The following is a 26,724-nucleotide window of genomic DNA, read 5'->3' on the forward strand; positions in this document are numbered from 1 at the left end:
CGTGCAGGTCGAGGCCGAACGGCGGCTGCGCGAGCCGCAGCCCGACCGCGGTCCAGAACGCGCTGAACGCGGCCATCGCGAGCGCGGCCGACAGCGCATGCCGGCGCAGCACCGGCTCGTCGGCGAGCAGGCGCCCCATCGACGCAAGCAGCGTGCGGTAGCCGGCCGAGATCGACGGCGTGCGCGACGGCAGGCGCAGTGCGAGCACCACGGCGATCGCGGCATTCGCGAGCGCGGCCAGCACATAGAACCCGCGCCAGCCGGCCGAGCCCGCGATCAAGCTCGCGAGCGGCCGCGACAGCAGGATGCCCAGCATCAGCCCGCTCATCACGTTGCCGACCGCGCGGCCGCGCTGCGCCTCGGGCGCCATCGACGCGGCCATCGGCACGAGCATCTGGATCACGCTCGACGCGGCGCCGGCCACGAGCGTCGCCAGCAGGAATACGGTGCCTGACCGTGTGAACGCCGGCAGCGCGAGCGCGGCCGCGCACGCGGCCAGCGTCGTGACGATCAGGCGGCGGTTCTCGAGCAGGTCGACGAGCGGGACGAGCAGCACGAGCCCGGCCGCGTAGCCGAGCTGCGGCAGCATCGCGACGAGGCCGGCCAGGCCGGACGGCAGGTGCAGGTCGGCGCTGATCGGGCCCGTCAGCGGCTGCGCGGCGAACAGGTCCATCACGATCACGCCGACCGTCGCGGCGAAGAACAGCGTCATGCCCGCGCTCAGCGCGGGCGGCGTGCCGGCCGACGCGCTGACGGGCGGGCGAGCGGCGGAGTGGCAAGGGTTGGCAGGGCAGTTCATCGGAAGCCTGGCGAATGGGTCGAAGAAGTCCCCATCGTAGGTGTCCGATGTTTATGCGACAATTGAAATATCTCTAACATGATTATGCGAGTTTGTTTTGAATACGCGTGATCTCCAGGCATTCGTCGCGGTGGTCGACAGCGGGTCGATGGTCGCCGCGGCCGCGAAGCTCCACCTGACGCAGCCGGGCCTGACGCGGCGCGTGCAGAACCTCGAAACGCTGCTCGGCATGCCGCTGCTGGAGCGGCAAAGCAAGCCGCTGAAGCCGACCGCCGCCGGGCGCGACGTCTACGCGCTCGCGCGCAACGTGCTGGGCGCAGTCGACGAGCTGATGGCGGCGGGCGCGCCGGACAGCGAGCCGTCGGGCGAGCTGCGCATCGGCGTACCGCCGTTCCTGTCCGAGCTGGCGCTCGAGCAGCCGATCGACCGGCTTCGGGACGCATTTCCGCGCCTCACGCTGCGCGTGACGGCAGGCTGGTCGCCGGCGCTGATACAGGGCGTCGAGCGGGGTACGCTCGACGTCGCGGCCGTGATGGTGCCGGCCAGTTCGACGCTGCCCGACACGTTCGCGTCGACGCTGATCGGCACGCAGCCGACGGTGCTCGTCGCCGCGCGCGACTATCCGCTGCCGGACGGTCCGCTATCGATCGACACGCTGTCGGGTTTTCCGTGGGTGCTGAGCCAGGACGGCTGCGGGATGCGTTCGGCGCTGAGCCGCATGCTCGGCGCGGCCGGGCTGCCGTTCGACGTCGCGGTCGAGGCGTTCGGCTCGGAGCTGCAGCTGTCGCTCGTCGCGCGCGGCGCGGGCATCGGCATCGCGGCACCGAACGCGCTGGCGCGCAGCGCGCATCGCGATGCGCTGAGGGTGGTGGAAACGGTGGGGCTGGAGACGCGGATCAACGTATGGATCGTGCACGGCGCGCTGCCGGGCCGGCTGGTGCGGCCCGTCGCGCTGCTGCGCGATGCGCTGGGCGAAGTGCTCGACCGGGTAAACAGGGTGGGGTCAGATGCGATGAAGGTGGTCTAGAGGCGCCATTCGAGGGAAAATCCTTATTTTCTCTACGGAAATGTTGCATTGCGGAAACTGTTTCGCTATAGTTGCACCTGTCTCCTCCATGTCTCCTCTGATATGGATTCAGCCCGCCTCTTAGGCGGGCTTTTTTTTGCCTGCGATTTTGTCGCGGCCTTCCATTCGTCGTCCGTCGCTGCGCTCAGAACTTGTACGTCATCCCGACGTAGCTGATGATCGGGTCGGCCTTCAGGTCCGATTTCGACTCCGAGAGCACCGTGCCGTCGGCCGCCTTGATCGTCACTGTCGACGTCGTCTTCAGCGGGATGTACGTGACCGACGCGATCAGCCCGAAATGCTCCGTCATGTTGTACTGCAGGCCCGCGTTGAACACCGGCTGCCATGACGACGACGCCTTCGCCTCCACCGATGTCGTACCCGGCTTGCCCGCGCCCGCCGCGAGAATCGCGCCGAGGTTGTCCTGCGTCTGCTTGATGAAGTTCGTGTTGAGCTGCAGGTCGCTGAACCAGTTGTACGACACGCCGAGGCCGAGGAACGGCCGGAACTTCGCGTTCGCCGCCCCGAAGTAGTACTGCAGGATCGCCGCCGGGCTCCACTGCCGCACGCTCTTCACGATCGGGTTGACCGAGCCCAGCCCGATGTTCTGCGTGCCGAGCGCGCCGGCCGGGCCAGGCGGCCTGATCGTGCCCTGGCCCGACACCTTGAACACCGGCGGCACGCCGGCCACCGACGTGACCGCGATGTGGTCGGTCAGGAAGTGGCTGATCGTCAGGCCCACGGTGTCGGCGCCGCTCGTGTGCAGCCCGGTGCCGGGCGACGTGAACGACGGCGGCAGTCGCAGCGGCGTGTTGATCGGCGTCGGTGCGACGTTGGTCGTCATCGGCGTGCTGCTCTGCTGCGGCATGATGTGGAACCAGCCCAGCGTGACGACGTTGCTGCCGGCGCTCTGCGCGTGCGCCGCGAGCGGCGCCACGGCGGCGGCGCCGGCCGCCGCGCAGAGAAGGGTTTTCTTCATCACGGCTTTTCCCCCCGCTTACTGGACGAATGCGCCGATCGTGAAATACGGCGTCGATCCCGCGTTGTCGAGGAAACCGAACACGCCACCCGTGAAGATGAACTTGCCGGTCGGCGACGTGCTGCCCGAACCCGTATGGATCGTCGTGACCGTGCCCGGCACCTTCTGCGTGTAGTCCAGGTCGAGCGCGGTCGCGAGCGATGCCTGCGACGGCTGGAACGGATCGAGCAGCGTGGCCTGCTTGTCGATCAGCGCGGTGGTCCGGTAATCGAACTGGCTGTCGACGCCGATGTACTCGCCGTTCTGCGAGCCGGCCGCGACGGCCGTCTGCGGCGAGAGGATCGAGATGCTCGATTCGTCGTCGGCGGTCAGGCCCGGCACGCCGTTGCTGTCCGGCGTCGGGTTCGGGTTCGCGACACCCGTGCGCACGAGGATCGGCACGAGCTGGTTGCGCAGCTTGCCGACGATCATGAAGCCCTTGCCCTGCGGCGTGGCTGACAACGTCGGCTTCAGCTGGCTCGCGTAGTTGTTGGACTGGAACGCGCCGCTGCCGTCGGCCGACTGCACGAAGTTCGTGCCCTGCTGCGCGCACGCGCCGCCGGCGAACTGGCCCGTCGTGTCGCACTTGGTCCACGTGCCGTCCGCGTTGATCGTCACCTTCGCGTCGATCGACGCCGGCGCGAATTTCTGCGACGGCACTTCGCCGAAGCCGATGTGGCTGTACGTGCCCGCGACCTTCGTGATGTCGGTTTCGATCGACGAGAAGCCGATGAACGGGTAGTACGGGAATTTCGTGTCGGGCACTGCGGCCTGGCCGAGCACGCCGTCGAACTGGATCTCCTTGCCGGGAATCGTGCCGCCCGCGACGCCGAAGCCGACGAAGATGCGCGCCGGACGCGATGCATCGAGGCTCGCGCCGTTCAGGCGGAACGCGCACTGGTTCAGCTTGTTGGTCGGCAGCAGCGTTTCCTGCGTGAGCGTGCCGCTGTCGACGGTGCCCGCGCGGGTCGGCGTGACGGTGCCGGTCTTTTGCGGCACTGCCGATTCGACGTAGGTGACCTGCCAGGTCATCTTGGTCGTGTCGAGCTGGACCTTCGCGAGTTCGCCGCTGCCCGCGCCGCCCGTAAACACGGTGTTGTAGTCGAGCGTGGCGGGGCAAAGCCGGTCTTCGACGAGCGGGGGCGGGTTGTCGCCGCCGCTGCCGCTGCCGCCGCAAGCGGAAAGAAGGGGGGCGGCAAAGGCCGCCGCCAGAATGAGGTTGCGCTTCATGTTGCTCCTCCAGATTTGTCTTGTGCGGCGGCCAGCTCCCTGTCGGCCGCTTCTGTTGGTTGTGCTCGTCCTGCTTGCGCCGTGCCGAGCGCCTTCGTGCCTTCCCTGCGTCACGCGGCGGCAGGCCGGCCGCCGCGTCCTCGTTCGCTACTTGCTGATCTGCGCGCCCACGCCGAAGTACGGTGTCGACGACGTCGTCGAATTCGCCGACGTCGACTTGACGCCGCCGTTCACCGTGCCCTGGATCAGCGCCGCGTACAGCCCGCCCGTCGCGATCACCACGCCCGAAGCGGACGGGTAGCTCGCACCGCTCGGCGGCGTCGTCGTCGCGTTCAGCAGGCCCGGCGTCGCCTGGCCGTAGTCGAGCGTGAAGCCGTCTTCCTCGGCCTGCGTGCTCGGGTTGATGAACGACGCGTTGCTGCCGCGGATCAGGGCCGCCGTGTACTTGAAGTTCGAGTCCGCGCCCGCGTAGCCGCCGTCGATCGCGCCCGACGAGATGGCCGTCGCCGCGCCGAGCACCGCGATGCCCGATTCGTCGTCGACCTGCGCGTCGGTGTGCAGCGGCGGCGTGCCCAGGTTCACGTTGCCCGTGCGCACGATCACCGGCACCGTCGCGCCGTTGAGCTGGCCGATCACCATGTGCGCGGTCGCCGACTTGCCGGTCGCGCCGACGATCGGCAACTGCGTTTGCGGCAGCGTCTGCGGCGCCTTCGTGCTGTCGAAGTAGCCGCCGTTCGCGCTCGCCTTCCACGGATCGCCGGTCGTCTGGCAGCCGCCCGAACCGCTCGACGTGCACGCGCCGTTCGCGTCGAACGTCTCACTCGAGTTCGAGCCCTTCGTCGCGTAGTTGCCCGACGGCACGAGGTGATAGAGCAGCGCGTTGTACGTGCCCGGCAGCTTCGTGAGGTCGGTCGTCGTGTTCGCGAAGCCGAGGAACGGGTAGAAGTCGAAGTGACGGTTCGGCACCTTGCCGACGTCCTTTGCCACCACGACCGGGCCGATGGCGATCGTCAGCCCGTCGTACTGGATCGTCGCGCCGGGAATGCCGCCACCCGCGACGCCCATGCCGACCAGCAGCATCGGCGGGTTCGCCTGGTTGAAGTCGGCGGCCGTCGAATAGGTCGTGCCGTTCGGCGCCTTGCCCGAGCCCGGCGTGAGGATGAACGCGCAGCGCGTCTGCTCGGCGGTCGGCAGTACGCCGGTCGGCGGGTGCATGACTGCCCCGGTGATCGTCGTGCCGACGCGGCTCGGCGTGACCGTGCCGGTCGCGAGCGGAATCGGCGATTCGAGCCACTTGAGCGTGTACGTCATCGCCACCGCGTCGATGTTGACGCTGACGATCTCGCCGCTACCGGCGCCGCCGAGGTACGTGCTCTTCACGATGTCGGCGTTGGCTGGGCACAGCGCACCGTTGATCGGCTGTGACGGCGGCGGCCCTTGCGTGCCGCAGCTGGATCCGGAACATTGGGGCGCATTGACCGGCGCGGGTGCGCCGCCGTCCCCCCCACCACATGCAACCAGGAAAGGGGCAATGGCAAAGGCCGTTGCCACCCCCTTCGATAAGGTGTGCGACATGCCGCTGTCTCCAATCGTTTAATTGTGCGAGCTAATGTCGCCGCCTTGATTTTTGCTGTCAATTGATGAACCCGTCTAAAAAAGGCGATTGAAACGGGCATCGTGTTTTGAGTCCTTATCCGACGTGGTATTCGGTAAGAATTAAAACGTGAGACAGGCTGCCGAAAGCGGCCGGAGTGGGGTATGTGCGACGCCGGACAGGCCGGCGCGGAGCCTTCCTGCGTATAACGGCAGCGTTTAAAGCGGCGGTATCCGGTTTATCCCTATTCGGGATTGACTGGATAAAGAAGGGGCAGGGTTAATTCATTGGTAATCGCGCAATGGAAAGCTTGTAAATATTTGTAAATGCGCGGTCCGGGATTTTTTATATATTGCCTGATAGGGGTAAATAAAAAGCCGGCCAGTGGCCGGCTTTGCATTGCATGCGATGCTGAATCAGCGTTTGAGACCTGCGTCCTCGGCCGCGCCGATGTTCAGGTTCATGCACTGGATCGCGGCGCCCGATGCGCCCTTGCCGAGGTTGTCGAGGCGTGCGACCGTGACGAAGCGCTCCGCGTTGCCGAACACGAACAGGTCGACGCGGTTCGTGTCGTTGTTCGCCTGCACGTCGAAGAAGCCGCCGTCGAGGTTCGCGTCCGCATCGAACGGCGCGACGCGCACGAATGCTTCGTCGGCGTAGTACTCGGCGAACACGCGCTGCACGTCCTGCGGCGTCGTGCGCTTCGCGAGCTGGTCGGGCGTGAAGTAGGTCGTCACCGCGAGACCCTTCAGGAACGGCCCGACGATCGGCGTGAAGATCGGCGGGTTCGCGAGGCCCGTGTGCGCGGCCATTTCGGGCAGGTGCTTGTGCGTGAGACCGAGCGCATACGGGCGCGGGCTCGCGAGCTTGCCGCCCGGCGCCGCGTTTTCGTAGTCGGCGATCATCGACTTGCCGCCGCCGCTGTAGCCGGTGATCGAGTAGCTGTGCGCGGCGAACGTCGGTGCGACGATGCCTGCATCGACGAGCGGACGCATCGCGAGCACGAAGGCCGATGCGTGGCAGCCCGGCACGGCGATGCGCTTCGATGTGCGAATCTTCTCGCGCTGCGCGCGGGTCAGTTCCGGCAGGCCGTACGCCCAGTCGGCGCTGGTGCGGAACGCGGTGCTCGCGTCGATCAGCGTCGTGTTCGGGTTCTCGACGAGCGAGGCCGATTCGCGCGATGCGACGTCCGGCAGGCACAGGAACGTGACGTCCGACGCGTTGATCAGGCGGCGGCGCTCTTCGACGTCCTTGCGCTTCGCTTCATCGATGCGCAGGATCTCGATGTCGCTGCGTGCCGACAGGTATTCGAAGATCTTGAGGCCGGTCGTGCCTTCCTGGCCGTCGACAAAAACTTTGGTGCTCATTTCGCTCTCACTGGATGAAACGGGGCCCGCGCCCTGAAACCGCCATTTTAAGACGTCATCCGGCGGGCCTGCACCGCGCGGGGCGAAAAAAAGACGACCGGCGGGCCGTCCTGTGTCCCTTTGGCACCCGCCGGAGCGGGCGCAGGGGCGTGCTCAGCCGCGGCCGGCGACCCACCGGGCGGTCGCTTCGGCAACGCGCCGGCCGAATGCCTTGCCGGTCTCGAGGTCGCCCGGAAGCGGGCCTTCGTCGGGCGTCGAATCGGCCGGCGACTGCGCGAGCAGGCCCGTCGAGCCGCCCAGGTAGTTGATGTCGTTGCGCGTGGCCGCCTTCGAGTTGGCCGGCATCAGGCTCGTGCCGACCCACACCATCCCATGCTGCATCGACAGCGTGACGAAATATTGAATCGTCGAGAACTTGTCGCCGTTCATCGTCGCGGAGTTCGTGAAGCCCGCGGCGATCTTGTCCTTCCATTTCTGCGTGAACCACGCTTTCGACGTCGCGTCGGCAAACTGCTTGAACTGCGCCGACGGGCCGCCCATGTAGGTCGGCGCGCCGAAGACGATCGCGTCGGCCGCGTCGAGCGCGGCCCAGCCCGCGTCGTCGACGTCGCCGACGGCGAGCAGGCGCACGGTCGCGCCGGCCTCCTGCGCGCCCGCGTGCACGGCCTCGGCCAGTTTCTGCGTGTGACCGTAGCCGCTGTGATAGACGATGACGATGTTCGACATGAAGCGTTCTCCGGAAAGGAACGGGAACGGCGGACCGCAGGCTCGCCGCGACGGATGCGCGGCAGGGTGCCGCGACCGGTGACGAGGAGTCTAGCAAGCCGAAATGACGGGAAAACGCGCGAGTGCGAGGTACGGAATTTCCCAGCGGCAGGCAATCGCAGTGCGGCGACACGGCGACACGGCGACACGGCGACACGGCGACACGGCGGCGCGGTGAGGCGGCGACACGGCGGCGGCGCGCAAGGCATGGCGTACCACGCCCGTTACTGCCCGTAGTTGACCGTGAGTTGCGCGGTACCGATCGTCAGCGTGCCGATCTCGTGCTCGAACATCGGCGCGGGACGGCCCTGCGCGACGCGCAGGTCGTCGCCCTTCAGCGCATAGACGGTGATCACGTAGCGGTGCGGCTTGCCCGGCGGCGGGCACGGGCCGCCGTAGCCGTCGATCCCGAAGTCGTTGCGCGCCTCGCTCGCGCCGATGCGCCGCAGGAACCCGGACGCGCTCGCGTCGGCGGGCAGGCTCGTGACCGTCGCCGGAATGCCCGCCACGGCCCAGTGCCACCAGCCGTGCCCCGGCGCGTCGGGATCGAAGATCGTGACCGCATAGCCGCGCGTGCCCGGCGGCGGGTTGTGCCAGGTGAGCTGCGGCGAGTGGTTGCCGCCCTTGCAGTCGCCGCGGTCGAACACGTTCGCGGCGCGGACGCGCCCGCCCGGTGTCAGGTCGTCGCTCGTCACGGTGAACGGGCCTTCCGCATGCGCGGGCAGGGCAGCAAGGGCGACGGCGTAAAGGAGGGCGGCGAGAAACGGCGACGGGCGACCCGATGGCGCAGGCGGAGTGATCCGGCGATCCACACGCATATGGCGCTTCTCCCGTCACATGGGCCGGACCGATGCGTCCGGCGTTGTTGGCGTAGTGCGTTGCCTGCGCAGCTGATGGCAGCGATGGATCAAGTCTAGCATTAGGGTTCGATGAGCGACGCACGCCGCGACGCGTGGTCGCGATCGTTTCCTGCGCGAATCGACTGACGAAAAATCGACGGGCGAAAAAAAACCGCCCGCGATGAAGCGGGCGGCTCGTTCAGCCAGGACGCCGGCCAGCGGGCCGGCGCGGCGTCAGTCCTTCGGGGACGTTGCGCCGCCGTGCGCAGCCGACCACTCGGCCGGTGCGTGCAGGAATTTCTCGACTTCGTCGAGCGTCTTCGTCTCGAAGTAGCCCGACGCCTTCGCGACGCGCAGCACGTCCCACCACGTGGCGAGCGCGTGCAGGTCGACGTCGATGTCCTTCAGGACCGACACGCTTTCCTTGAAGATGTTGTAGTGGAACAGCACGAAGCAGTGGTTCACCGTCGCGCCCGCGGTGCGCAGCGCGTTGACGAAGTTGATCTTGCTGCGGCTGTCGGTCGTCAGGTCTTCCACCAGCAGCACGCGCGAGCCTTCTTCCAGATGGCCTTCGATCTGCGCGTTGCGGCCGAAACCCTTCGGCTTCTTGCGCACGTACTGCATCGGCACCATCATCCGGTCCGCGATCCAGGCCGCGAACGGGATGCCGGCCGTTTCGCCGCCCGCCACCGCGTCGATCTGCTCGAAGCCGATGTCGCGCGTGATCGTCGTTTCAGCCATTTCCATCAGCGCGCGGCGCACGCGCGGATACGAAATCAGCTTGCGGCAGTCGATATAGACGGGGCTTGCCCAGCCGGACGTGAAGATGAACGGTTTTTCTGCGTTGAAGTGCACTGCCTGTACTTCGAGCAGGATTTTGGCGGTCGTATCCGAGATCGACTGACGATCGTAGCCTGTCATGGGCATTCCTTGGGTGATGAGCGAAGAGCGGGCGCGGGCCCGGTGGCGCAGCAAGGGGAACCTGCCCAGAGGGCCGGGGCGCGATCGGCGGGCCAATCGCATCGCTGCGCGCGTAGCCGGCTATTTTACCCGATTCAGGCTGCTTTTCGGCGGAATTCGCGCGGGTTCGCCGCGCGGCTCACCACCGGCGAAACAAGCGGGGCCGGATCGCTCGCGCGCTGATGCGGAGGATGCGGCGTTGCACCAACATGCGTCATTTAGGGGGTGTACACTAGGCGACCCTTAGAAATCGTTCAGTACTTTGTACTTTCCTCTTGCCACCCGCCAAGGTTCGATGGCGTGCCGACCCGGCGCGTCGCGTGCCGTCTCGCAGTCGATCACCCCCTCGATTCAAGCAGACGCGGCCGAAGGTGCTGCGTACTGAACCGTCAATATTTCGCAAGTCTCTCGCAGGTCAATCATGGACGAACAACTGAAGCAGGCCGCACTCGCTTATCACCTGAACCCGAAACCCGGCAAGATTTCGGTCACCCCGACCAAGCCGCTGTCGAACCAGCTCGATCTGTCGCTCGCGTATTCGCCGGGCGTCGCCGCTGCGTGCGAAGCGATCCACGCCGATCCGCTCGACGCGCAGAAGTACACGTCGCGCGGCAACCTCGTCGGCGTCATCACGAACGGCACCGCCGTGCTCGGCCTCGGCAACATCGGCCCGCTCGCCGCGAAGCCGGTGATGGAAGGCAAGGGCTGCCTCTTCAAGAAATTCGCCGGCATCGACGTGTTCGACATCGAACTGTCGGAGTCCGACCCCGACAAGCTCGTCGAGGCGATCGCGATGCTCGAGCCGACGCTCGGCGGCATCAACCTCGAGGACATCAAGGCGCCGGAATGCTTCTACATCGAGCAGAAGCTGCGCGAGCGCATGAAGATCCCCGTCTTCCACGATGACCAGCACGGTACCGCGATCATCGCGTCGGCCGCGATCCTGAACGGCCTGAAGGTCGTCGGCAAGAAGCTGTCCGAAGTGAAGCTCGTGTGCTCGGGCGCGGGCGCGGCAGCGATCGCGTGTCTGGACCTGCTGGTGAACCTCGGCCTGACGAAGTCGAACGTCCTCGTCGCCGATTCGAAGGGCGTGATCTACGAAGGGCGCGGCAACCTCGATCCGTCGAAGCAGCGCTATGCGGCGACCACCGACGCACGCACGCTCGCCGACGCGATCGTCGGCGCGGACGTGTTCCTCGGCTGCTCGAGCGCGGGCGTGCTGAAGCAGGACATGGTCAAGACGATGGGCGACCGCCCGCTGATCCTGGCGCTCGCGAACCCGGAACCGGAAATCCGCCCGGAAGACGCGAAGGCCGTGCGCCCGGACGCGATCGTCGCGACCGGCCGTTCGGACTACCCGAATCAGGTCAACAACGTGCTGTGCTTCCCGTTCATCTTCCGCGGCGCGCTCGACGTCGGCGCGACGACGATCACGGAAGAAATGAAGCTCGCGTGCGTGCGCGCGATCGCCGAGCTGGCGCAGGAAACCGACCAGAGCGAAGAAGTCGCGAAGGCGTATGAAGGCCATTCGCTCGAATTCGGGCCGGACTACCTGATTCCGAAGCCGTTCGACCCGCGCCTGATCATCAAGATCGCGCCGGCCGTCGCGCAAGCCGCGATGGATTCGGGCGTCGCCACCCGCCCGATCCAGGACATGGACGCGTACCGCGAGCAACTCGGCGCGACCGTCTACCGCACCGGCATGGTGATGCGTCCGGTGTTCGCCACCGCGAAGCAGAAGGAAGCCCGCATCGTGTTCGCCGAAGGCGAAGACGAGCGCGTGCTGCGCGCCGCGCAGTTCGTGCTGCTGGAAAAGATCGCGAAGCCGATCCTCGTCGGCCGTCCGTCGGTCATCGACATGCGCCTCGCGAAGATCGGCTCGAAGCTGAAGGCCGGCACCGATTTCGAGATCGTCGATCCGGAAGACGATGCGCGCTACCACCGCTACTGGCAGGCGTATCAGGAGATCGGCGCGCGCGACGGCGTGACGCCGGAAGTCGCGAAGGCCGCGATGCGCAAGTTCAACACGCTGATCGGCGCGATGCTCGTGCATCTGGGCGACGCGGACGGGATGATCTGCGGGATGATCGACACGTTCCACAGCCACCTGAAGTTCATCGAACAGGTGCTGGGCCGTGCGAAGGGCGCCGAGCATTTCGCGGCGATGAACCTGCTGATGCTGCCGGGCCGCAACCTGTTCGTGTGCGATACGTACGTGAACGAGCTGCCGAGCGCCGAACAGCTCGCCGACATGACGATCCAGGCCGCGGCCGAGATCGAGCGCTTCGGCATCACGCCGAAGGCCGCGCTGCTGTCGAACTCGAACTTCGGCAGCGCGCCGTCGGCGTCGTCGCGCCGGATGGGCGAAGCCCGCAAGCTGATCGTCGAACGCGCACCGAACCTGGAAGTCGACGGCGAAATGCACGGCGACGCGGCGCTGTCGGAACTGATCCGCAAGCAGGCATTCCCCGGCACGACGCTGTCGGGCGAAGCGAACCTGCTGATCATGCCGAACGTCGAAGCGGCGAACATCGCGTACAACCTGCTGAAGATGGTCGGCGGCGAAGGCGTGACGGTCGGTCCGTTCCTGCTCGGCGCGGCGAAGCCGGTCCACATCCTGACGCCGGCTGCGACCGTGCGTCGGATCATCAACATGACGGCCGTTGCCGCCGCGAACGTGAACACGAAGTAAGTCCACGCCCGCGTGTGCCGCGCTTCATGCGCGGCGCAAAGAAAAACGCCACGGAACCTGCGTTCCGTGGCGTTTTTTTTATCGTGAAGCGACGTGAGCCGGTAGCCGCTCGCCGGCGGGCATCCGGCCGCGCATGCCCGCCGCGCGCCGTTACGCGACCTGCTGGTGCGACTGGCCGCCGGCCGGCGCCCGCCACTTCGCGAGCAGCGTATTCCACTTCTGGCGTACCGCGCGCAGGTTGTTCTCCTTCACGTGGCCGTAGCCGCGAATGCCGTCCGGCAGCGCCGCGAGCTCGACGGCGAGCGGGCGGTTGGCCGCGTTCAGCTTGGCCAGCACCTCGCCGATCAGCGCTTCGTACTCGCCGATCAGCGCGCGCTCGGTGCGACGCTCCTCGGTACGGCCGAACGGGTCGAGCCCCGTGCCGCGCAGGAACTTCGCTTTCGCGAGCAGCCGGAACGCCGACATCATCCACGGGCCGTACGCCTTCTTCACGAGATGGCCGTGGGCGTCCGTCTTCGCGAACAGCGGCGGCGCGAGGTGGAATTTCAGCTTCCAGTCGCCTTCGAACTGCGCGTTCAGGCGCGCGAGGAACGCCGGATCGGACTGCAGCCGCGCGACCTCGTATTCGTCCTTGTACGCCATCAGCTTGAACAGGTTGCGCGCGACCGCTTCGGTCAGCTGCTCCTGCATCGTGTCGCCGTCCGCCAGCGCGCGCTCGGCCGCGCGCACCTTGTCGACGAACGCCGCATAGCGCGCTGCGTACGCGGCATTCTGGTACGCGGTGAGGAATTCCACGCGCTTCGCGATCAGGGCGTCGACCGCTTTCTTCGTGTGCAGCGAAATCACCGTGGCGCCTTGCACGGGGCGCGCGTCGCCGGCCGCGGCCTGCTTCACGCTCGCCAGGTCGTGCGCGGCGCGGCGGCCCCAGTCGAAGGCTGCCCGGTTCTTCTCGACCGATACCGCATTCAGCTCGATCGCGCGGACGAGCGACGCGAGCGTGAGCGGCAGCCAGCCTTTCTGCCACGCGTAGCCCAGCACGAACGGGTTCGTGTAGATCGCGTCGCCGAGCAGCGCGACCGCGAAGCGGTTCGCGTCGATGAAATCGACGGCTTCACCGGCCGCCGCGCGGATGTCGTTCTCGGCGGACAGGCCCGGGAACGACCAGTTCGGGTTCTTGATGAACTCGGCGGTCGGCGTCTGCGCGCTGTTGACGACCACGCGCGTCGTGTCGTGGCGCATCCGCGACGTGCACTCGTCGCCGGCCGTGACGATCGCGTCGCAACCGATCACGAGATCGGCTTCGCCCATCGCGATCCGCGTCGCGTGGATGTCGGTCGGTGCGTGCGAGATCTGCACGTGGCTCATCACGGCGCCGCCCTTCTGCGCGAGGCCGGTGACGTCGAGCACGGTCACGCCCTTGTTTTCCAGGTGCGCGGCCATCCCGAGCAGCGCGCCGATCGTGACGACGCCCGTGCCGCCGACGCCCGTGACGAGCACGCCGTACGCGCGGTCGATATCCGGCAGCGTCGGCTCAGGGATCGGCGGCAGTGCGTTGCCGTCGACCGACACGGCCTTCGGCTTCTTCAACTGGCCACCCTCGACCGTGACGAAGCTCGGGCAGAAGCCCTTCACGCACGAGAAGTCCTTGTTGCAGCTCGACTGGTTGATCTGGCGCTTCGTGCCGAATTCGGTTTCCAGCGGCTCGACCGACAGGCAGTTCGACTGCACCGAGCAGTCGCCGCAGCCTTCGCACACCGCGTCGTTGATCACGACGCGCTTGGCCGGGTCCGGATACGTGCCGCGTTTGCGGCGGCGGCGTTTTTCGGTCGCGCAGGTCTGGTCGTAGATCAGGATCGTCGTGCCTTCGATCTCGCGCAGCTCGCGCTGCACGTCGTCGAGCTGGTCGCGGTGATGGATCGTCACGCCCGGTGCGAGCAGCGCCTTCTGGCTGTCGTACTTCTCCGGCTCGTCGGTGACGATCACGATCTTCTTCGCGCCTTCGGACGCGAGCTGGTGCGTGATCTGCGGCACCGTCAGCACGCCGTCGACCGGCTGGCCGCCCGTCATCGCGACGGCGTCGTTGTAGAGGATCTTGTAGGTGATGTTCGCCTTCGACGAGATCGCCGCGCGCACCGCCAGCAGGCCCGAGTGGAAATAGGTGCCGTCGCCGAGGTTCGCGAACACGTGCTTCTCGTCCGTGAACGGCGCCTGGCCGATCCACGGCACGCCTTCGCCGCCCATCTGGCTGAAGGTGCTCGTGCTGCGGTCCATCCACACGGTCATGTAGTGGCAGCCGATGCCGGCGATCGCGCGCGAGCCTTCCGGCACATTGGTCGACGTGTTGTGCGGGCAGCCCGAGCAGAACCACGGCTTGCGCTCGGTCTGCACGTGCGGCTTCGCGAGCGCCATTTCCTTTGCGTTGATCACGGCGAGGCGCGCGGCGATGCGTGCCCGCACGTCGGACGGCAACTCGAACTTCTCGAGGCGCGTCGCGATCGCCTTCGCGATGATCGCGGGCGACAGCTCGTAGTGCGCGGGCAGCAGCCAGTTGCCCATCGGCACCGACCATTCGCCGCCGGCGCCGTCCTTCTCGTCGAACTTGCCGAACACGCGCGGCCGCTGGCCGTCGGGCCAGTTGTACAGCTCTTCCTTGATCGCGTATTCGAGGATCTGGCGCTTTTCCTCGACGACGAGGATTTCGTCGAGGCCGCGCGCGAACGCCTGCGCGCCCTGTGCTTCGAGCGGCCACACGCAGCCGACCTTGTAGAGCCGGATGCCGATCCGCGCGCAGGTTTCGTCGTCGAGGCCGAGGTCGGTCAGCGCCTGGCGCACGTCGAGGTACGCCTTGCCGCCGGTCATGATCCCGAAGCGCGCGCTCGGCGAATCGATCTCGATGCGGTCGAGCTTGTTCGCGCGCACGTAGGCGAGCGCCGCGTACCACTTGTAGTCGAGCAGCCGTGCTTCCTGCACGAGCGGCGGATCGGGCCAGCGGATGTTCAGCCCGCCTTCCGGCAGGATGAAGTCGGTCGGCAGCACGATCTCGGTGCGATGCGGGTCGATGTCGACCGATGCCGACGATTCGACCACGTCCGTCACGCACTTGAGCGCGACCCACAGGCCCGAGTAGCGGCTCATCGCCCAGCCGTGCAGGCCGAAATCGAGATATTCCTGCACGTTGGACGGGAACAGCACCGGCAGCCCACAGGCCTTGAAGATGTGTTCGGACTGGTGCGCGAGCGTCGACGATTTCGCCGCGTGGTCGTCGCCGGCGAGCACCAGCACGCCGCCGTGCTGCGACGAGCCGGCCGAGTTCGCGTGCTTGAATACGTCGCCCGTGCGGTCGACGCCCGGGCCCTTGCCGTACCACATGCCGAACACGCCGTCGTGCTTCGCGCCGGGGTACAGGTTCACTTGCTGCGAGCCCCACACGGCGGTGGCGGCGAGATCTTCGTTGAGGCCGGGCTGGAAGACGATCTGGTGGGCGGCCAGGTGCTGCTTGGCTTTCCAGAGCGACAGATCGAGGCCGCCGAGCGGCGAACCGCGATAGCCGGAGATGAACCCGGCGGTGTTGAGACCGGCGGCGCGATCGCGTTCCTGCTGGAGCATCGGCAGGCGCACGAGGGCCTGGATGCCGCTCATGTACGCGCGGCCGCGTTCCAGTGTGTATTTGTCGTCAAGCGTGACGGACTTCAGCGCGGCTTCTAGGGACGCGCGTTGGTCTGCGTCTAGCGGGGCATTCATTAACAGTCTCCTCCACCCAGTTTGGGATCACCAAAACTCGACTGCTTCGGGCGTCTTGTGGACGCGTCGGCAGTGGCCGGCATATTGGCCGGTTTTAAGCGATGGTAGCACTGGGGCAAACCCGCCGCCCATCGGTTGGAGCGCCGGCGAATTGCGGCGGCGCATCAGAAAAACAGGGCGGAACCATGCGTTACATCATGTAAAAGCATGTAAAGCCGGCCCCATCTTCGTGCAAACGCCGTTAATCTTGTCGGCCTGCCGGAGGTGCCCGGCCGCGTTGGCTTGTGTCGACGCAATCGGGGAGGCGCCGGCAGTTTTACAGGAGGTGCAATGAACACACGTCATATCCAGAGTTTCCTGATCGTGTCCGCCGCGTTTTTCTCGATGACCGGCCCGGTGCACGCGCGAGGCGCGAGCGCACTGGCGGCAGCCGGCGCGCAGATGCAGCAGATCGTGCCGGCCCAGGATGCCGTCGCGCAGCCGACGGCCGAGCGCGCCGTCGAGGCGAAGGCGAACGCGCGTTGATCCGCTCGCGCGGCCTGCGGGCCGCGCCGGAATGCAAAAAGGGCGGGAATCCTCGGATTCCCGCCCTTTTTCTTTGCGCCGCCGGATCGTGCGGGCCGCCGGGTTGCCCCGGGCAGCCGCCCGCCGGATGCGTCAGGCCTTGTCCTGCACGACGCCGCGGCGGATCTGGTCGAGTTCGATCGATTCGAACAGCGCCTTGAAGTTGCCTTCGCCGAAGCCCTGGTTGCCCTTGCGCTGGATGATCTCGAAGAAGATCGGCCCGATCTGGTTCTCGGTGAAGATCTGCAGCAGCAGGTCGTCGCGCGCGCCGTCGATCAGGATCTTGCGCTTCTTCAGTTCGTCCAGCGATTCGCCGTGGTTCGGCACGCGGCGGTCGACCAGTTCGTAATACGTGTCGATCGTGTCGAGCAGCTTCACTTCCTTGCTGCGCAGGCCATCGACCGCCTGGTAGATGTCGGTGGCGCCGAGCGCGATGTGCTGGATGCCTTCGCCGTGATACGCGTCGAGGTATTCCTGGATCTGGCCGGCCGTATCCGAACCTTCCTCGTTGATCGGGATGCGGATCTTGCCGCACGGCGACGTCATCGCCTTCGACTTCACGCCCGTCACCTTGCCTTCGATGTCGAAGTAGCGCACTTCGCGGAAGTTGAACAGGCGCTCGTAGAACTCGGCCCATTCCTGCATGCGGCCGCGATGCACGTTGTGCGTCAGGTGGTCGATGTAGGTGAGGCCGTGGCCGACCGGGTTCGGGTTCGCGCCGGCGATCGGCTCGAAGTCGACGTCATAGATGCTGATGTCGCCGATGGCGCCCGGTTGCGCGCCGTTCTTGCCGCGCCAGCGGTCGACGAAGTAGATCAGCGAATCGCCGATGCCCTTGATCGCCGGGATGTTCAGCTCCATCGGGCCGGTCTTGTTGTCGAAGCCCCATGCGCCGAGGTCGAGTGCGCGCTGGTAAGCCTTCGCGGCATCCTGCACGCGGAACGCGATCGCGCAGATCGACGGGCCGTGCAGGCGCGCGAAGCGTTGCGCGAACGAATCGGGTTCGGCGTTGATGATGAAGTTGATGTCGCCCTGGCGGTACACCGTCACGTCCTTGTGGCGGTGGCGCGCGATCGCGGTGAAACCCATCCGTTCGAACAGTTGTCCGAGCGCTTTCGGGTCCGGTGCCGTGTATTCGATGAATTCGAAGCCGTCGGTGCCGACGGGGTTGTCCCAGTTCGGGATCTGCATGGCGTGTCTCCTGTGGGGGCGATCGACCGGGGCGACGTGCGCAGGCCCGGCCTGGTTCGATGTCGAACGTGGCACACGCGGCGGCATGCGCGACGAATCGGTACGTGCGACAAAGTGTAGCGGGCAGTCGCGAGCGTAAACTTGCGAACTTAATTGCCCGAACCTACGATGGCGCAATTTCCAGTCTTAAATCATTCATTGGAGGGCAGAAGATGGCGCAAGCCGAATTGGATGCCATCGACCGGCGGATTCTCGCGATTCTTCAGGAGAACGGGCGCCTGTCGAACCAGGAGATCGCCGAGCGCGTGAACCTGTCGCCGAGCCCGTGCCTGCGGCGGATCCGTCGGCTGGAGGAGATCGGCGTGATCACCGGTTATGTCGCGCTGCTGGATCCGCAGAAGCTCGGGCTCGACCTGCTCGCGTACGTCAGCGTGCGGCTCGAGAAGCGCGGCGGCCTGGCGCCGGTGCGAGCCGACGAAACGTCGGCGCGAGCGGGCGCGACCCATGCGGAGCTGTTTCGCGCGGCCGTGCAGACCTGGCCGGAAGTGGTCGCGTGCCACGCGATGACGGGGGATATGGATTACCTGCTGCGCGTGCAGGTCGAGGACATGGCGCATTTCTCCCGCTTCGTGCAGGAGCATCTACTGCATCACCCGTCGGTGATCGACGTGAAGACGAGCTTCTCGCTCGAATGCTTCAAGGAGACGACGGCGTTGCCGATTCGTTCGGTGCGCTAGTGCGCGGCGGGGAAGGGAGGGGCCGGGCGCGCGGCTGGCGCGGCCCGGCTGGCCGACATTACGCCGTCAGGGCGGCGGGCATCAGCGATTCGATGAACTTCGTGGTGCGGCGCGCCTGGCGCTTCATCGCATAGTCGAACACAGCGGCCTGTTCCTGCAGCATCTCGGCGATGATCGTCGAGTGGTCGGCCGGCGGCAGCGACAGGTACGCATCGGCTTCGCCGTACGCGTACTCGATCCGCATCCCGGATTTCTTCGCGATATGCATCATCGTCGCGTTACGCGACAGGCAGTGCATGTACAGCATCGTCACGTGCGTGTTGCGGCTGCGGATCGCCGCGCGCTCGAACAGCTTCGAGCCGACGCCGCGGCCGCGTGCGCTTTCGAGCACCGACACGCCGAATTCGGCCGTGCGCTTGTCGCCCTCGGCCGGCAGGTAGGCCAGGTGGCCGACGCCGATCAATTCGAGGTCGTGGTCGAACACGCCGAACACGGTGTCGCGGCCGAAGTCGATCGTGCGGACATAGTTCTCGATCACGTGGTCGGGCACCATCTGGCCGAAGCGCAGCAGGCGGTCCTCTTCGTCGAGCGAGAGAAAGTGGGTGAGCATCCGCTCACGGTCTTTGGAAGCCAGTTCCCTGACGAGAACCGGCGCAGTACCGACCTTGCCGATAGCATCGGCACGGCCGTTGAATTGCGTGTTCATCGTGGGTTCCTCAGTGTGGGTGCACAAACGGGTTGTGCAATGCAACAGCATTTTACCCGAGCGAGGTTGGGGAAAACCCGTATTTGACGTTATTTGTGCTGAGGGGAAATTCTAAAACCGCTTAGTTCATTCTGTAAGCTATTGATTTTAAGAGAATTTAAAATTCATCATATGAAACGCGCGACGGGCGGTCGCAGTGTACCCGTCGCGCAACGCTTGCTGCTGCGCGTCAATCAGGCGGCCGTCGACAGCCCGCGTTCGATCAGGTCGATCACCTGCTCGGCGAAGTCGCGGTAGCCGAGGCGGCCGCCCGGCTTCAGCCACGTGAACGTCCAGTTGATCATCCCGAACACCATCATCGTCACGGACGTCTGATTTTCCTTCGAGATGCGGTCCGGGTACGCGCGTGCGAGCTGCCGCGTGAACGCCGCGACGATATCGCGCTGGCGGTCGAGCACGATTTCGCGCTGCGCGTCTTCGAGATACTTCACGTCGTTGAGCAGCGCGACGTGCCGGCTGTGCGACGTCTCGTACTCGGCGAGGAATGCGCGCACCAGCTCGGCGAACGCGTCGCGCTCGCTGAGGCCGCGTCGCTGGCTCGCCCCTTCGACCTCGGCGATGATCAGCATCAGCCGTTTCGTGTAGCGGTCGAGCAGGTCGAACAGGATCGCTTCCTTGCTCTCGTAATAGTGATAGAGGCGTGCCTTCGACGTGCCGCTCGCGGTCGCGAGATCGGACATCGACGTGCTCGGGTAGCTCGTCTGCGCGAATTTCTCGGCGGCCAGATCGAGGATCTGCTCGCGCTGGGATTCGTGGTCGGGCGCTCGGGTACGGGCCATGGTCGAATGCGGAAGATTAGCGGTGCGCGGTGGCCGTGCGGGCCGCGCGCACCTGCGTGGAAGAGAGGGCGTCGGGCGCGTCGTCCTGCAGCTCGAGCCGGCCGGCTGCCGCGAGTTCGCGGCAGCGCCACCAGGCGATCGAGTCGCTGACGAACAGCCCGCCGCGGTCGGCGTCGGCCATGATGCTGCCGACGAGGCGCCCCGCGGGCCGCCAGTCGGTTTCCGCGCGCGCGACGATCAGCGCGTCGAGATCCTCATAGTGGCCGCTCTTGATCGTGTTGCTGACCCAGTAGCGCAGCTCGGCGTTCAGGTGCTTCGCCTCCTGCCATTCGAGCGCGAGGCGGCCGATGCGCAGCACCGAGATCGGCGCGGCCACCGGGCGCTTGCGCGCCAGCTCGGCCGGCGAGAACATGCCGGTCGCACACGCCTGGTCGGTGCGCGATAGCGACGCGCGCTGCGCCGAGTCGAGATCGGCGGCCGACAGCCGCACTTCGTTCAGGCGTTGCGGGACGTTGCGCAGGTGATAGGCGACGCGGCGCAGCAGCAGTTTGTCGCCGACGCTCGGCGCATGCCACACGACCACCTGGCCGGTATCCGTCGCGAGCTGGTCGAGGCGTGCGAACTCGCCTTCGATCTCCGCGTTCCAGTCGGGAATCCGGTCGCCGAGCACGCGGTGCCAGAAGGCGGCGCGCGTGTCGGGCGTCTCGTCGGCGCCCTTGAGCGGCCCGACGCCGAGATCGTCGAGCAATCCGACGACGCGCTCGTCGCGTCCGGCTTGCGTGAGTGCCTCGCGCAGCGACGCGGCGGCGGTGCCGCCCTGAATCACATGAATGGTACTCATCGGCCTGTCGTCAACAAAAGAAAGCCGCCGGCCGGGCGGACGTTGCGATGTCCAGCCGGCCGGCGGCCCCTAGTGTAAGCGAGATGTGTGACGGCGAGAAACCGTCCGGCGCCGCGACGCGACGTCGCTCAACGCTCGTCGTAGCTCACGACGACCTTGTCGCTGACCGGGTGGCACTGGCACGTGAGCACGAAGCCGTCCTTCACTTCATGCTCTTCGAGCGTGTAGTTCTTCTCCATCCGCACTTCGCCCTCGAGCACCTTCGCGCGGCACGTGCAGCACACACCGCCCTTGCACGCATACGGCAGCGCGAGGCCCGCGCGCAGGCCGATATCGAGCAGGCTCACGCCTTCGTACGGCAGGCGCAGCTTGCGCTTCTTGCCGTCGAGCACGATTTCCAGGTCGGCGGCCGGGGTCTGGTCGGTGATTTCGACGACCGGCGCGCCGGCTTGCGGCAGCGGCGTGCCGAAGCGCTCGACGTGCACCTTCGCCTGCGGCACGCCGGCCGCCTTCAGCGCGGCCTCGGCCGCATCCATCATCGGCGCGGGGCCGCAGATGAACGCCTCGTCGATCGCGTCGGCCGGCGTCAGCGTGTCGAGGAATTCCGCGCATTTCGCCTGGTCGAGCACACCGTTGAACAGCGCGACGTCCTGCTGGTCGTCCGACAGCACGTGATAGAGGACGAAGCGGTTCATGTAGCGGTTCTTCAGGTCCTCGAGCTCCTCCGCGAACATGATCGCGTCGACGCTGCGGTTGCCGTAGATCAGCGTGAACGTGCTGCGCGGCTCGAGTTCGAGCGTCGTCTTCACGATCGCGAGCACCGGCGTGATCCCGGAGCCGCCGGAAAACGCGACGTACTGCTTGCCGTGATCGGCGTTCAGGTGCGTGAAGAAACGGCCGTCCGGCGTCATCACGTCGATCGTGTGACCCGGCTTGAGCGAGTCGAACGCGAAGTTCGAGAAGCGGCCGCCGCGCACGCGCTTGATGCCGATGCGCAGTTCGCCGTCACGGTCGTAGTCCGTCGTGCCGACGCAGATCGAATACGAGCGGCGCGTTTCCTCGCCGTCGATGTGGGTCTTCAGCGTGACGAACTGGCCCTGCGTGAAGCGGTACGCGTCGCGCAGTTCGGGCGGCACGTCGAAGGAGACGGTTACGGCGTCGGCGGTCTCGGGCCGCACGTCGCGGATACGCAGCGGATGAAATTGCGGGGTCGCCATATCGATTAATAAGGTTTGAAGTAGTCGAAGGGTTCGCGGCAGTCGACGCAGCGATACAGCGCCTTGCAGGCCGTGGACGCGAATTGCGCGAGACGTTCGGTACGGGCGGAGCCGCAGCGCGGGCACGCGGGCGCCGCGACCGGCCGCGGCACGAAGCGCACGACGTTTTCCCGCGGCGCGGCGGTGCCGCATTGGCCGACCGGCGGCGCGATGCCGTACGCGCGCAGCTTGTCGCGCGCTTCCTGCGTGATCCAGTCGGTCGTCCACGCGGGAGCGAGCACCGTCTCGATCCGGTGCGGCGGGAGGTCGGCGGCCTGCAGCGCGGCGGCGATGTCCTCCGCGATTTGCGACATGGCCGGGCAGCCCGAGTAGGTCGGCGTGATCACGACCTCGAGCTGGCCGTCGTCCGCGCGGCGGACGTCGCGCAGGATGCCGAGCTCGCGGATCGACACGACGGGGATCTCGGGGTCGGGCACGGCTTCGAGCACGTCCCATGCACGCGCGAGCAGCGGGTCGGCGTGGCGCGCGGCGGGCACGGCGTTGGCGGGGGCGGTCTGGACGGACATCGTCGGGCTCCGTTGGGGGCGGTCGGTTACCAGGTCGCGCCGGGATGCTGGCGTGCGAGGCTTTGCATTTCGGCGAGCAGGTAGCCCATGTGCTCCGAGTGCTCGCCCTGCTTGCCGGTCGTCACATGCTGCACGGGGGCCGGCAGCGTGAGCGTCGCTTCCGCGAACGCGTCGTCCACGTCCGCGCGCCACGCCGCTTCGAGCGTGGCCGGCGCGGGGGCGATGCCCGCGGCGGCGACCGCGTAGTCGATCGAATCGGCAGCGAAGAATTCACGCGTGTACGGCGTCAGGTAGTCGAGCGCGTCCTGCGCGCGACGGTGCGATTCGTCGGTGCCGTCGCCGAGGCGAACGAGCCACTCGCGTGCGTGCTGCACGTGATAGCGGGTTTCCTTCACCGATTTCGCGGCGATCGCGGCGAGCTGCGTGTCGGTCGACGTTTCGAGCGCGGTCCACACGTGCAGCATCAGCACCGAGTACAGGAAGTTGCGCACGATCGTCACCGCATAGTCCTTGTCGGCGCGCGCGGTGCCGGCGATCGGGCCGTAGTGCGGCAGCTCGGCGAGCGTGAAGTTCGCGAACTCGCGCTCGGTGCGGAAGTACGCGTAGTCGTCCTCGGTCTTCGTCGCGCCGGTGAGCTGGCGCTCGAGTTCGGCCGCGTGCGTATACAGCATGCGCGCCTGGCCGATGAGGTCGAGGCTCATGTTGGTGAGCGCGATGTCTTCCTCGAGGATCGGGCCGTGGCCGCACCATTCGGCGTTGCGCTGACCGAGGATCAGCGTGTTGTCCGCGAGGCGCAGCACGTAGGAGAGGTGTTCGGGCGTGATCGTCATGGCGCGGGCGTTACATGTGGTTGACTTCGTCGGGCAGCGTGTAGAACGTCGGGTGGCGGTAGATCTTGTCGCCCGCCGGCTCGAACAGCTCGGCCTTTTCGCTCGGATCCGACGCCGTGATCGCCGACGACGGCACCACCCAGATGCTCACGCCTTCCTGGCGGCGCGTGTAGACGTCGCGCGCCATGCGCAGCGCCATCGACGCGTCGGCGGCGTGCAGGCTGCCGCAATGCTTGTGGTCGAGCCCCTGCTTGCTGCGCACGAACACTTCCCAGATCGGCCATTCCTTGTTCATCACTTTCTCCTGAATCCTGAATTCGATGGTGTGCCGCCGCTCAGGCGGCATGCTGTTCGGCGCGCGCGCGGCGCTTGGCTTCGTGGGCGAGTGCGGCTTCGCGCACCCATGCGCCGTCCTCGTGCGCTTTCACGCGGGTTGCGAGGCGTTCCTTGTTGCACGGGCCGTCGCCGTTGACGACGCGCCAGAATTCGTCCCAGTCGATCGTGCCGTAGTCGTGATGGCCGCGCGCCTCGTTCCACTTCAGGTCGGGGTCGGGCAGCGTCACGCCGAGCACCTTCGCCTGGTCGACCGTCGCGTCGACGAACTTCTGCCGCAGGTCGTCGTTCGAGATCCGCTTGATGCCCCACTTCGCGGACTGGTTGCTGTGGACCGAATCGGCGTCGCTCGGGCCGAACATCATCAGCACCGGCCACCACCAGCGGTTCACGGCCTGCTGGACCATCGCGCGTTGCGCGTCGGTGCCCTTCATCATCGACAGCAGTGCGTCGAAGCCCTGGCGCTGGTGGAACGATTCTTCCTTGCACACGCGGATCATTGCGCGCGCGTACGGGCCGTACGTGCAGCGGCACAGCGGGATCTGGTTCATGATCGCGGCGCCGTCGACGAGCCAGCCGATCACGCCGACGTCGGCCCAGGTCGGCGTCGGGTAGTTGAAGATGCTCGAGTATTTCGCCTTGCCGGCGAGCAGTGCGTCGATCAGCGAATCGCGCGATACGCCGAGCGTTTCGGCCGCGCTATAGAGATAGAGGCCGTGGCCGGCTTCGTCCTGGACCTTCGCGAGCAGGATCGCCTTGCGCTTCAGGCTCGGTGCGCGCGAGATCCAGTTGCCTTCCGGCAGCATGCCGACGACTTCCGAGTGCGCGTGCTGCGAGATCTGGCGAACCAGCGTCTTGCGATAGGCGTCGGGCATCCAGTCCTGCGGTTCGATCTTCCCGTCGGCGGCCATGACCGCATCGAACCGCGCCTGCTCGGGCGACTCGGCTGCGGCGTCGAGCGGCGCGACGTTGCCGGGGATGTCGAGGGATTGCGTGTACATGGCGAAAGCTCTCGTCCGGTTGAATGTGTGCGAAGTATAAACCAACCGACCGGTCGGTTAATAAATTTCTTGCGGATTTGCGGGGAGACTCGGGTAAACGAGTGACGTCGGGGCGCGATCGGATGGCGAGATAGTGAGCCGGCGCGTGGGGTTCGCGTCTTCTGCGGCACAATGCCCGCTTTCCGACGAGGATTTTGCCGATGTCATTTCGAAGCAGTATCGCCGCGGCCGTGCTGGGTGCGGCCGTCTTTGTCTCGCCGCTCGTGGCGTCGGCCTCGGCCGCGCCGGCCGGATGGGTGGCCGCGTGGGCGACCGCGCTGCAGCCGATTCCCGACCTTGCCGCACCGCCGCCGCTCTATCGCGCGCCCGACGTGTCCGGACGGGCCGTGCGCCAGATCGTCTATCCGACGGTGTCGGGGCGTGCCGCGCGGATCCGCGTCAGCAATGCATACGGCCGCGCGCCGCTGGTCGTGGAGGCGGCGAGCCTCGCGCGCGCCGGCGAAGGGGCGGCGCTTGCCGGCGCGGCGGTGCCGGTCCGATTCGGCGGCAAGGCGTCGGTGACGCTTGGGCCGGGCCAGGAACTCGAAAGCGATCCGGTGGAGATCGACGTGGCGGCCGGGCGACCCTATGCGATCAGCCTCCAGATGGCGGCGAACCAGCGGATGACGGTCTGGCACCGCGTGTCGAACCAGTTCAATTACGTGTCCGCACCGGGTGATCACGTGAGTGATCCGGGCGCCGCCGCGTTTCGCACCCGTTTTACCCAATATGCATGGGTGAGCGAGCTTGCGGTCGAGGCCGGTTCCGCGCGCGCCAGCGTAGCGGCGATCGGCGATTCGATCACCGACGGGCTGCGCTCGAGCGTGAACCGGAATCGCCGTTGGCCGGACGCACTGGCGCGTCGGCTGACCGCTGCCGGCGTGGAGTCGATCGGCGTCGCGAATCTTGGTATCAGCGGGAACCGGCTGCTCAGCGATTCGGCGTGCTACGGCACGTCGCTGGCATCGCGATTCGAACGCGATGCACTGTCGCGTGCGGGGGTGAAGGCGGCGATCGTGCTGATCGGGATCAACGACATCAACTTTGCGGCGATGCCGCCGCGCGCGGGGCTCGATTGCGACCACCCGCATACGCAGGTCACGGCTGCATCTTTGATCGACGGCTACCGCCGGCTGATCGAAGCGGCGCACCGTCAGGGCGTGAAGGTCTTCGGCGCGACGCTGACGCCGGCCGGGCTGCCGGCGGGGCGTGAGGCGATCCGCCTTGAGGTGAACCGGTGGATCCGGAGCGGTGGCGGGTTCGACGGTGTGGTCGACTTCGATGCTGTGCTGCGCGATCCGGCGCGCCCGAGCGTGCTGCAGCGTCGCTACGATAGCGGCGACGGCATTCACCCGAGCGACGCCGGCTACACGGCGATGGCCGACGCGGTGCCGGTCGAGCAACTGCAGGCTGCAATGGGCGGCAAGTGACGCGCCTCTATATATAGAGGGAAACGTTGCCGGCGACCTGGAGGTTGTCGGCGTTACGTGACCGGTCGAGCCCGAAGTCCCTGTGCGCGTCAGCGCACGGGGGCTTCTTCAAAATATTTTCACAAAGGGCTTGCGTAGATGGGGGTGGGTGCTTAGAATCACGCCTCTTTCGCGCTAACGGAAACGCGGCGCGGGAGAAGGGAAGCAAGGTTGGCGATGCGCAGCAGTCTGTAGCGCGCAGCTGGCCTGGAAGTTGAGCCCCGCAGTCGCAACGATGCAGTAAAAAAGTTGTTGACGAACTGCGAAACACGGTTCATAATCTCGCTTCTCTGCTGCTGAAAACGCAGCGCTGCTGAGAA

General features: G+C 66.6%; 24 protein-coding genes. 5 read left to right on the top strand and 19 right to left on the bottom strand.

Features of this window, described 5'->3' with window-relative positions:
- The coding region (locus tag F3J15_RS31420) for an MFS transporter (RefSeq protein ID WP_166896094.1) at positions 1-799 on the bottom strand (799 nt) is incomplete at its 3' end.
- Between the two features lie 97 nt (positions 800-896).
- Between F3J15_RS31420 and F3J15_RS31425 the strand changes: the two genes are divergently transcribed.
- Positions 897-1,826 (top strand): LysR family transcriptional regulator, encoded by a 930-nt coding sequence (locus tag F3J15_RS31425; RefSeq protein ID WP_166896096.1) that lies wholly within the window; start codon positions 897-899, stop codon positions 1,824-1,826.
- A gap of 184 nt (positions 1,827-2,010) precedes the next feature.
- Here the strand turns inward: F3J15_RS31425 and F3J15_RS31430 are convergent, their stop codons facing one another.
- From F3J15_RS31430 to F3J15_RS31460, 7 genes are all read right to left on the bottom strand, one after another.
- Positions 2,011-2,844: an OmpW family outer membrane protein gene (locus F3J15_RS31430; protein WP_069246905.1), complete on the bottom strand. Its 834-nt coding sequence runs from the start codon at positions 2,842-2,844 to the stop codon at positions 2,011-2,013.
- Positions 2,845-2,862: 18 nt separating this feature from the next.
- Positions 2,863-4,113, bottom strand: a complete 1,251-nt coding sequence (locus F3J15_RS31435; protein WP_069246906.1) for a DUF2957 domain-containing protein — start codon at positions 4,111-4,113, stop codon at positions 2,863-2,865.
- 147 nt (positions 4,114-4,260) lie between these two features.
- Positions 4,261-5,688 (bottom strand): DUF2957 domain-containing protein, encoded by a 1,428-nt coding sequence (locus tag F3J15_RS31440; protein ID WP_166896098.1) that lies wholly within the window; start codon positions 5,686-5,688, stop codon positions 4,261-4,263.
- A 435-nt stretch (positions 5,689-6,123) separates the two neighbouring features.
- Positions 6,124-7,074, bottom strand: a complete 951-nt coding sequence (argC, locus tag F3J15_RS31445) for an N-acetyl-gamma-glutamyl-phosphate reductase (RefSeq protein WP_166896100.1) — start codon at positions 7,072-7,074, stop codon at positions 6,124-6,126.
- Positions 7,075-7,227: 153 nt separating this feature from the next.
- A complete protein-coding gene (locus F3J15_RS31450; RefSeq protein WP_069246909.1) occupies positions 7,228-7,800 on the bottom strand; it encodes a flavodoxin family protein in 573 nt (190 codons plus the stop codon).
- A gap of 263 nt (positions 7,801-8,063) precedes the next feature.
- Entirely contained in the window at positions 8,064-8,657 is a 594-nt protein-coding gene (locus F3J15_RS31455) for a YbhB/YbcL family Raf kinase inhibitor-like protein (RefSeq protein ID WP_089444783.1), read from the bottom strand.
- Positions 8,658-8,912: 255 nt separating this feature from the next.
- A complete protein-coding gene (locus F3J15_RS31460) occupies positions 8,913-9,599 on the bottom strand; it encodes an orotate phosphoribosyltransferase (RefSeq protein ID WP_011350651.1) in 687 nt (228 codons plus the stop codon).
- A 460-nt stretch (positions 9,600-10,059) separates the two neighbouring features.
- On the opposite strand from F3J15_RS31460, the gene F3J15_RS31465 reads away from it, so the two are divergent.
- Positions 10,060-12,330, top strand: a complete 2,271-nt coding sequence (locus F3J15_RS31465) for an NADP-dependent malic enzyme (protein ID WP_089444784.1) — start codon at positions 10,060-10,062, stop codon at positions 12,328-12,330.
- Between the two features lie 150 nt (positions 12,331-12,480).
- On the opposite strand, the gene F3J15_RS31470 is transcribed toward F3J15_RS31465, so the two are convergent.
- Entirely contained in the window at positions 12,481-16,071 is a 3,591-nt protein-coding gene (locus tag F3J15_RS31470; RefSeq protein ID WP_089444785.1) for an indolepyruvate ferredoxin oxidoreductase family protein, read from the bottom strand.
- A 330-nt stretch (positions 16,072-16,401) separates the two neighbouring features.
- On the opposite strand from F3J15_RS31470, the gene F3J15_RS31475 reads away from it, so the two are divergent.
- On the top strand, positions 16,402-16,596 hold the full coding sequence (locus tag F3J15_RS31475; protein WP_089444786.1) for a hypothetical protein: 195 nt from the start codon (positions 16,402-16,404) through the stop codon (positions 16,594-16,596).
- Between the two features lie 132 nt (positions 16,597-16,728).
- Here F3J15_RS31475 and hppD read toward each other — a convergent pair whose 3' ends face one another.
- Complete coding sequence (gene hppD, locus F3J15_RS31480; RefSeq protein WP_069246914.1) at positions 16,729-17,826, bottom strand: 4-hydroxyphenylpyruvate dioxygenase; 1,098 nt, start codon at positions 17,824-17,826, stop codon at positions 16,729-16,731.
- 212 nt (positions 17,827-18,038) lie between these two features.
- Between hppD and F3J15_RS31485 the strand changes: the two genes are divergently transcribed.
- Positions 18,039-18,563 carry an Lrp/AsnC family transcriptional regulator gene (locus tag F3J15_RS31485; protein WP_011655746.1) on the top strand — a complete coding sequence of 175 codons (525 nt, stop codon included), beginning with the start codon at positions 18,039-18,041 and terminating at the stop codon, positions 18,561-18,563.
- Between the two features lie 58 nt (positions 18,564-18,621).
- On the opposite strand, the gene F3J15_RS31490 is transcribed toward F3J15_RS31485, so the two are convergent.
- The 8 genes from F3J15_RS31490 to paaA form a co-directional block, all read right to left on the bottom strand.
- On the bottom strand, positions 18,622-19,269 hold the full coding sequence (locus tag F3J15_RS31490; RefSeq protein WP_166896102.1) for a GNAT family N-acetyltransferase: 648 nt from the start codon (positions 19,267-19,269) through the stop codon (positions 18,622-18,624).
- Positions 19,270-19,502: 233 nt separating this feature from the next.
- Complete coding sequence (locus F3J15_RS31495) at positions 19,503-20,108, bottom strand: TetR/AcrR family transcriptional regulator (RefSeq protein ID WP_006482923.1); 606 nt, start codon at positions 20,106-20,108, stop codon at positions 19,503-19,505.
- A gap of 16 nt (positions 20,109-20,124) precedes the next feature.
- The gene (locus tag F3J15_RS31500) at positions 20,125-20,949 is read right to left on the bottom strand and encodes a DUF1835 domain-containing protein (RefSeq protein WP_166896104.1); all 825 of its coding nucleotides are present in this window, start codon (positions 20,947-20,949) and stop codon (positions 20,125-20,127) included.
- A gap of 128 nt (positions 20,950-21,077) precedes the next feature.
- Positions 21,078-22,166: a 1,2-phenylacetyl-CoA epoxidase subunit PaaE gene (gene paaE, locus F3J15_RS31505; protein ID WP_166896107.1), complete on the bottom strand. Its 1,089-nt coding sequence runs from the start codon at positions 22,164-22,166 to the stop codon at positions 21,078-21,080.
- Between the two features lie 5 nt (positions 22,167-22,171).
- On the bottom strand, positions 22,172-22,732 hold the full coding sequence (gene paaD / locus F3J15_RS31510) for a 1,2-phenylacetyl-CoA epoxidase subunit PaaD (RefSeq protein WP_069246918.1): 561 nt from the start codon (positions 22,730-22,732) through the stop codon (positions 22,172-22,174).
- Between the two features lie 26 nt (positions 22,733-22,758).
- Entirely contained in the window at positions 22,759-23,562 is an 804-nt protein-coding gene (paaC, locus tag F3J15_RS31515; RefSeq protein ID WP_166896109.1) for a 1,2-phenylacetyl-CoA epoxidase subunit PaaC, read from the bottom strand.
- Between the two features lie 10 nt (positions 23,563-23,572).
- Positions 23,573-23,857, bottom strand: coding sequence for a 1,2-phenylacetyl-CoA epoxidase subunit PaaB (gene paaB, locus F3J15_RS31520; RefSeq protein ID WP_027788585.1), 285 nt, complete (start codon positions 23,855-23,857; stop codon positions 23,573-23,575).
- 40 nt (positions 23,858-23,897) lie between these two features.
- On the bottom strand, positions 23,898-24,896 hold the full coding sequence (gene paaA, locus F3J15_RS31525; protein WP_069246920.1) for a 1,2-phenylacetyl-CoA epoxidase subunit PaaA: 999 nt from the start codon (positions 24,894-24,896) through the stop codon (positions 23,898-23,900).
- A 200-nt stretch (positions 24,897-25,096) separates the two neighbouring features.
- Here paaA and F3J15_RS31530 point away from each other — a divergent pair, with 200 nt between their 5' ends.
- A complete protein-coding gene (locus F3J15_RS31530) occupies positions 25,097-26,365 on the top strand; it encodes an SGNH/GDSL hydrolase family protein (protein ID WP_166896112.1) in 1,269 nt (422 codons plus the stop codon).
- 158 nt (positions 26,366-26,523) lie between these two features.
- Here F3J15_RS31530 and F3J15_RS37590 read toward each other — a convergent pair.
- On the bottom strand, positions 26,524-26,724 hold a 201-nt coding region (locus F3J15_RS37590; protein ID WP_205191087.1), incomplete at its 5' end, for a hypothetical protein.

The organism is Burkholderia sp. Ap-955 (assembly GCF_011753045.1).
In the GTDB taxonomy this organism is placed as follows: Bacteria; Pseudomonadota; Gammaproteobacteria; order Burkholderiales; family Burkholderiaceae; genus Burkholderia; species Burkholderia lata_D.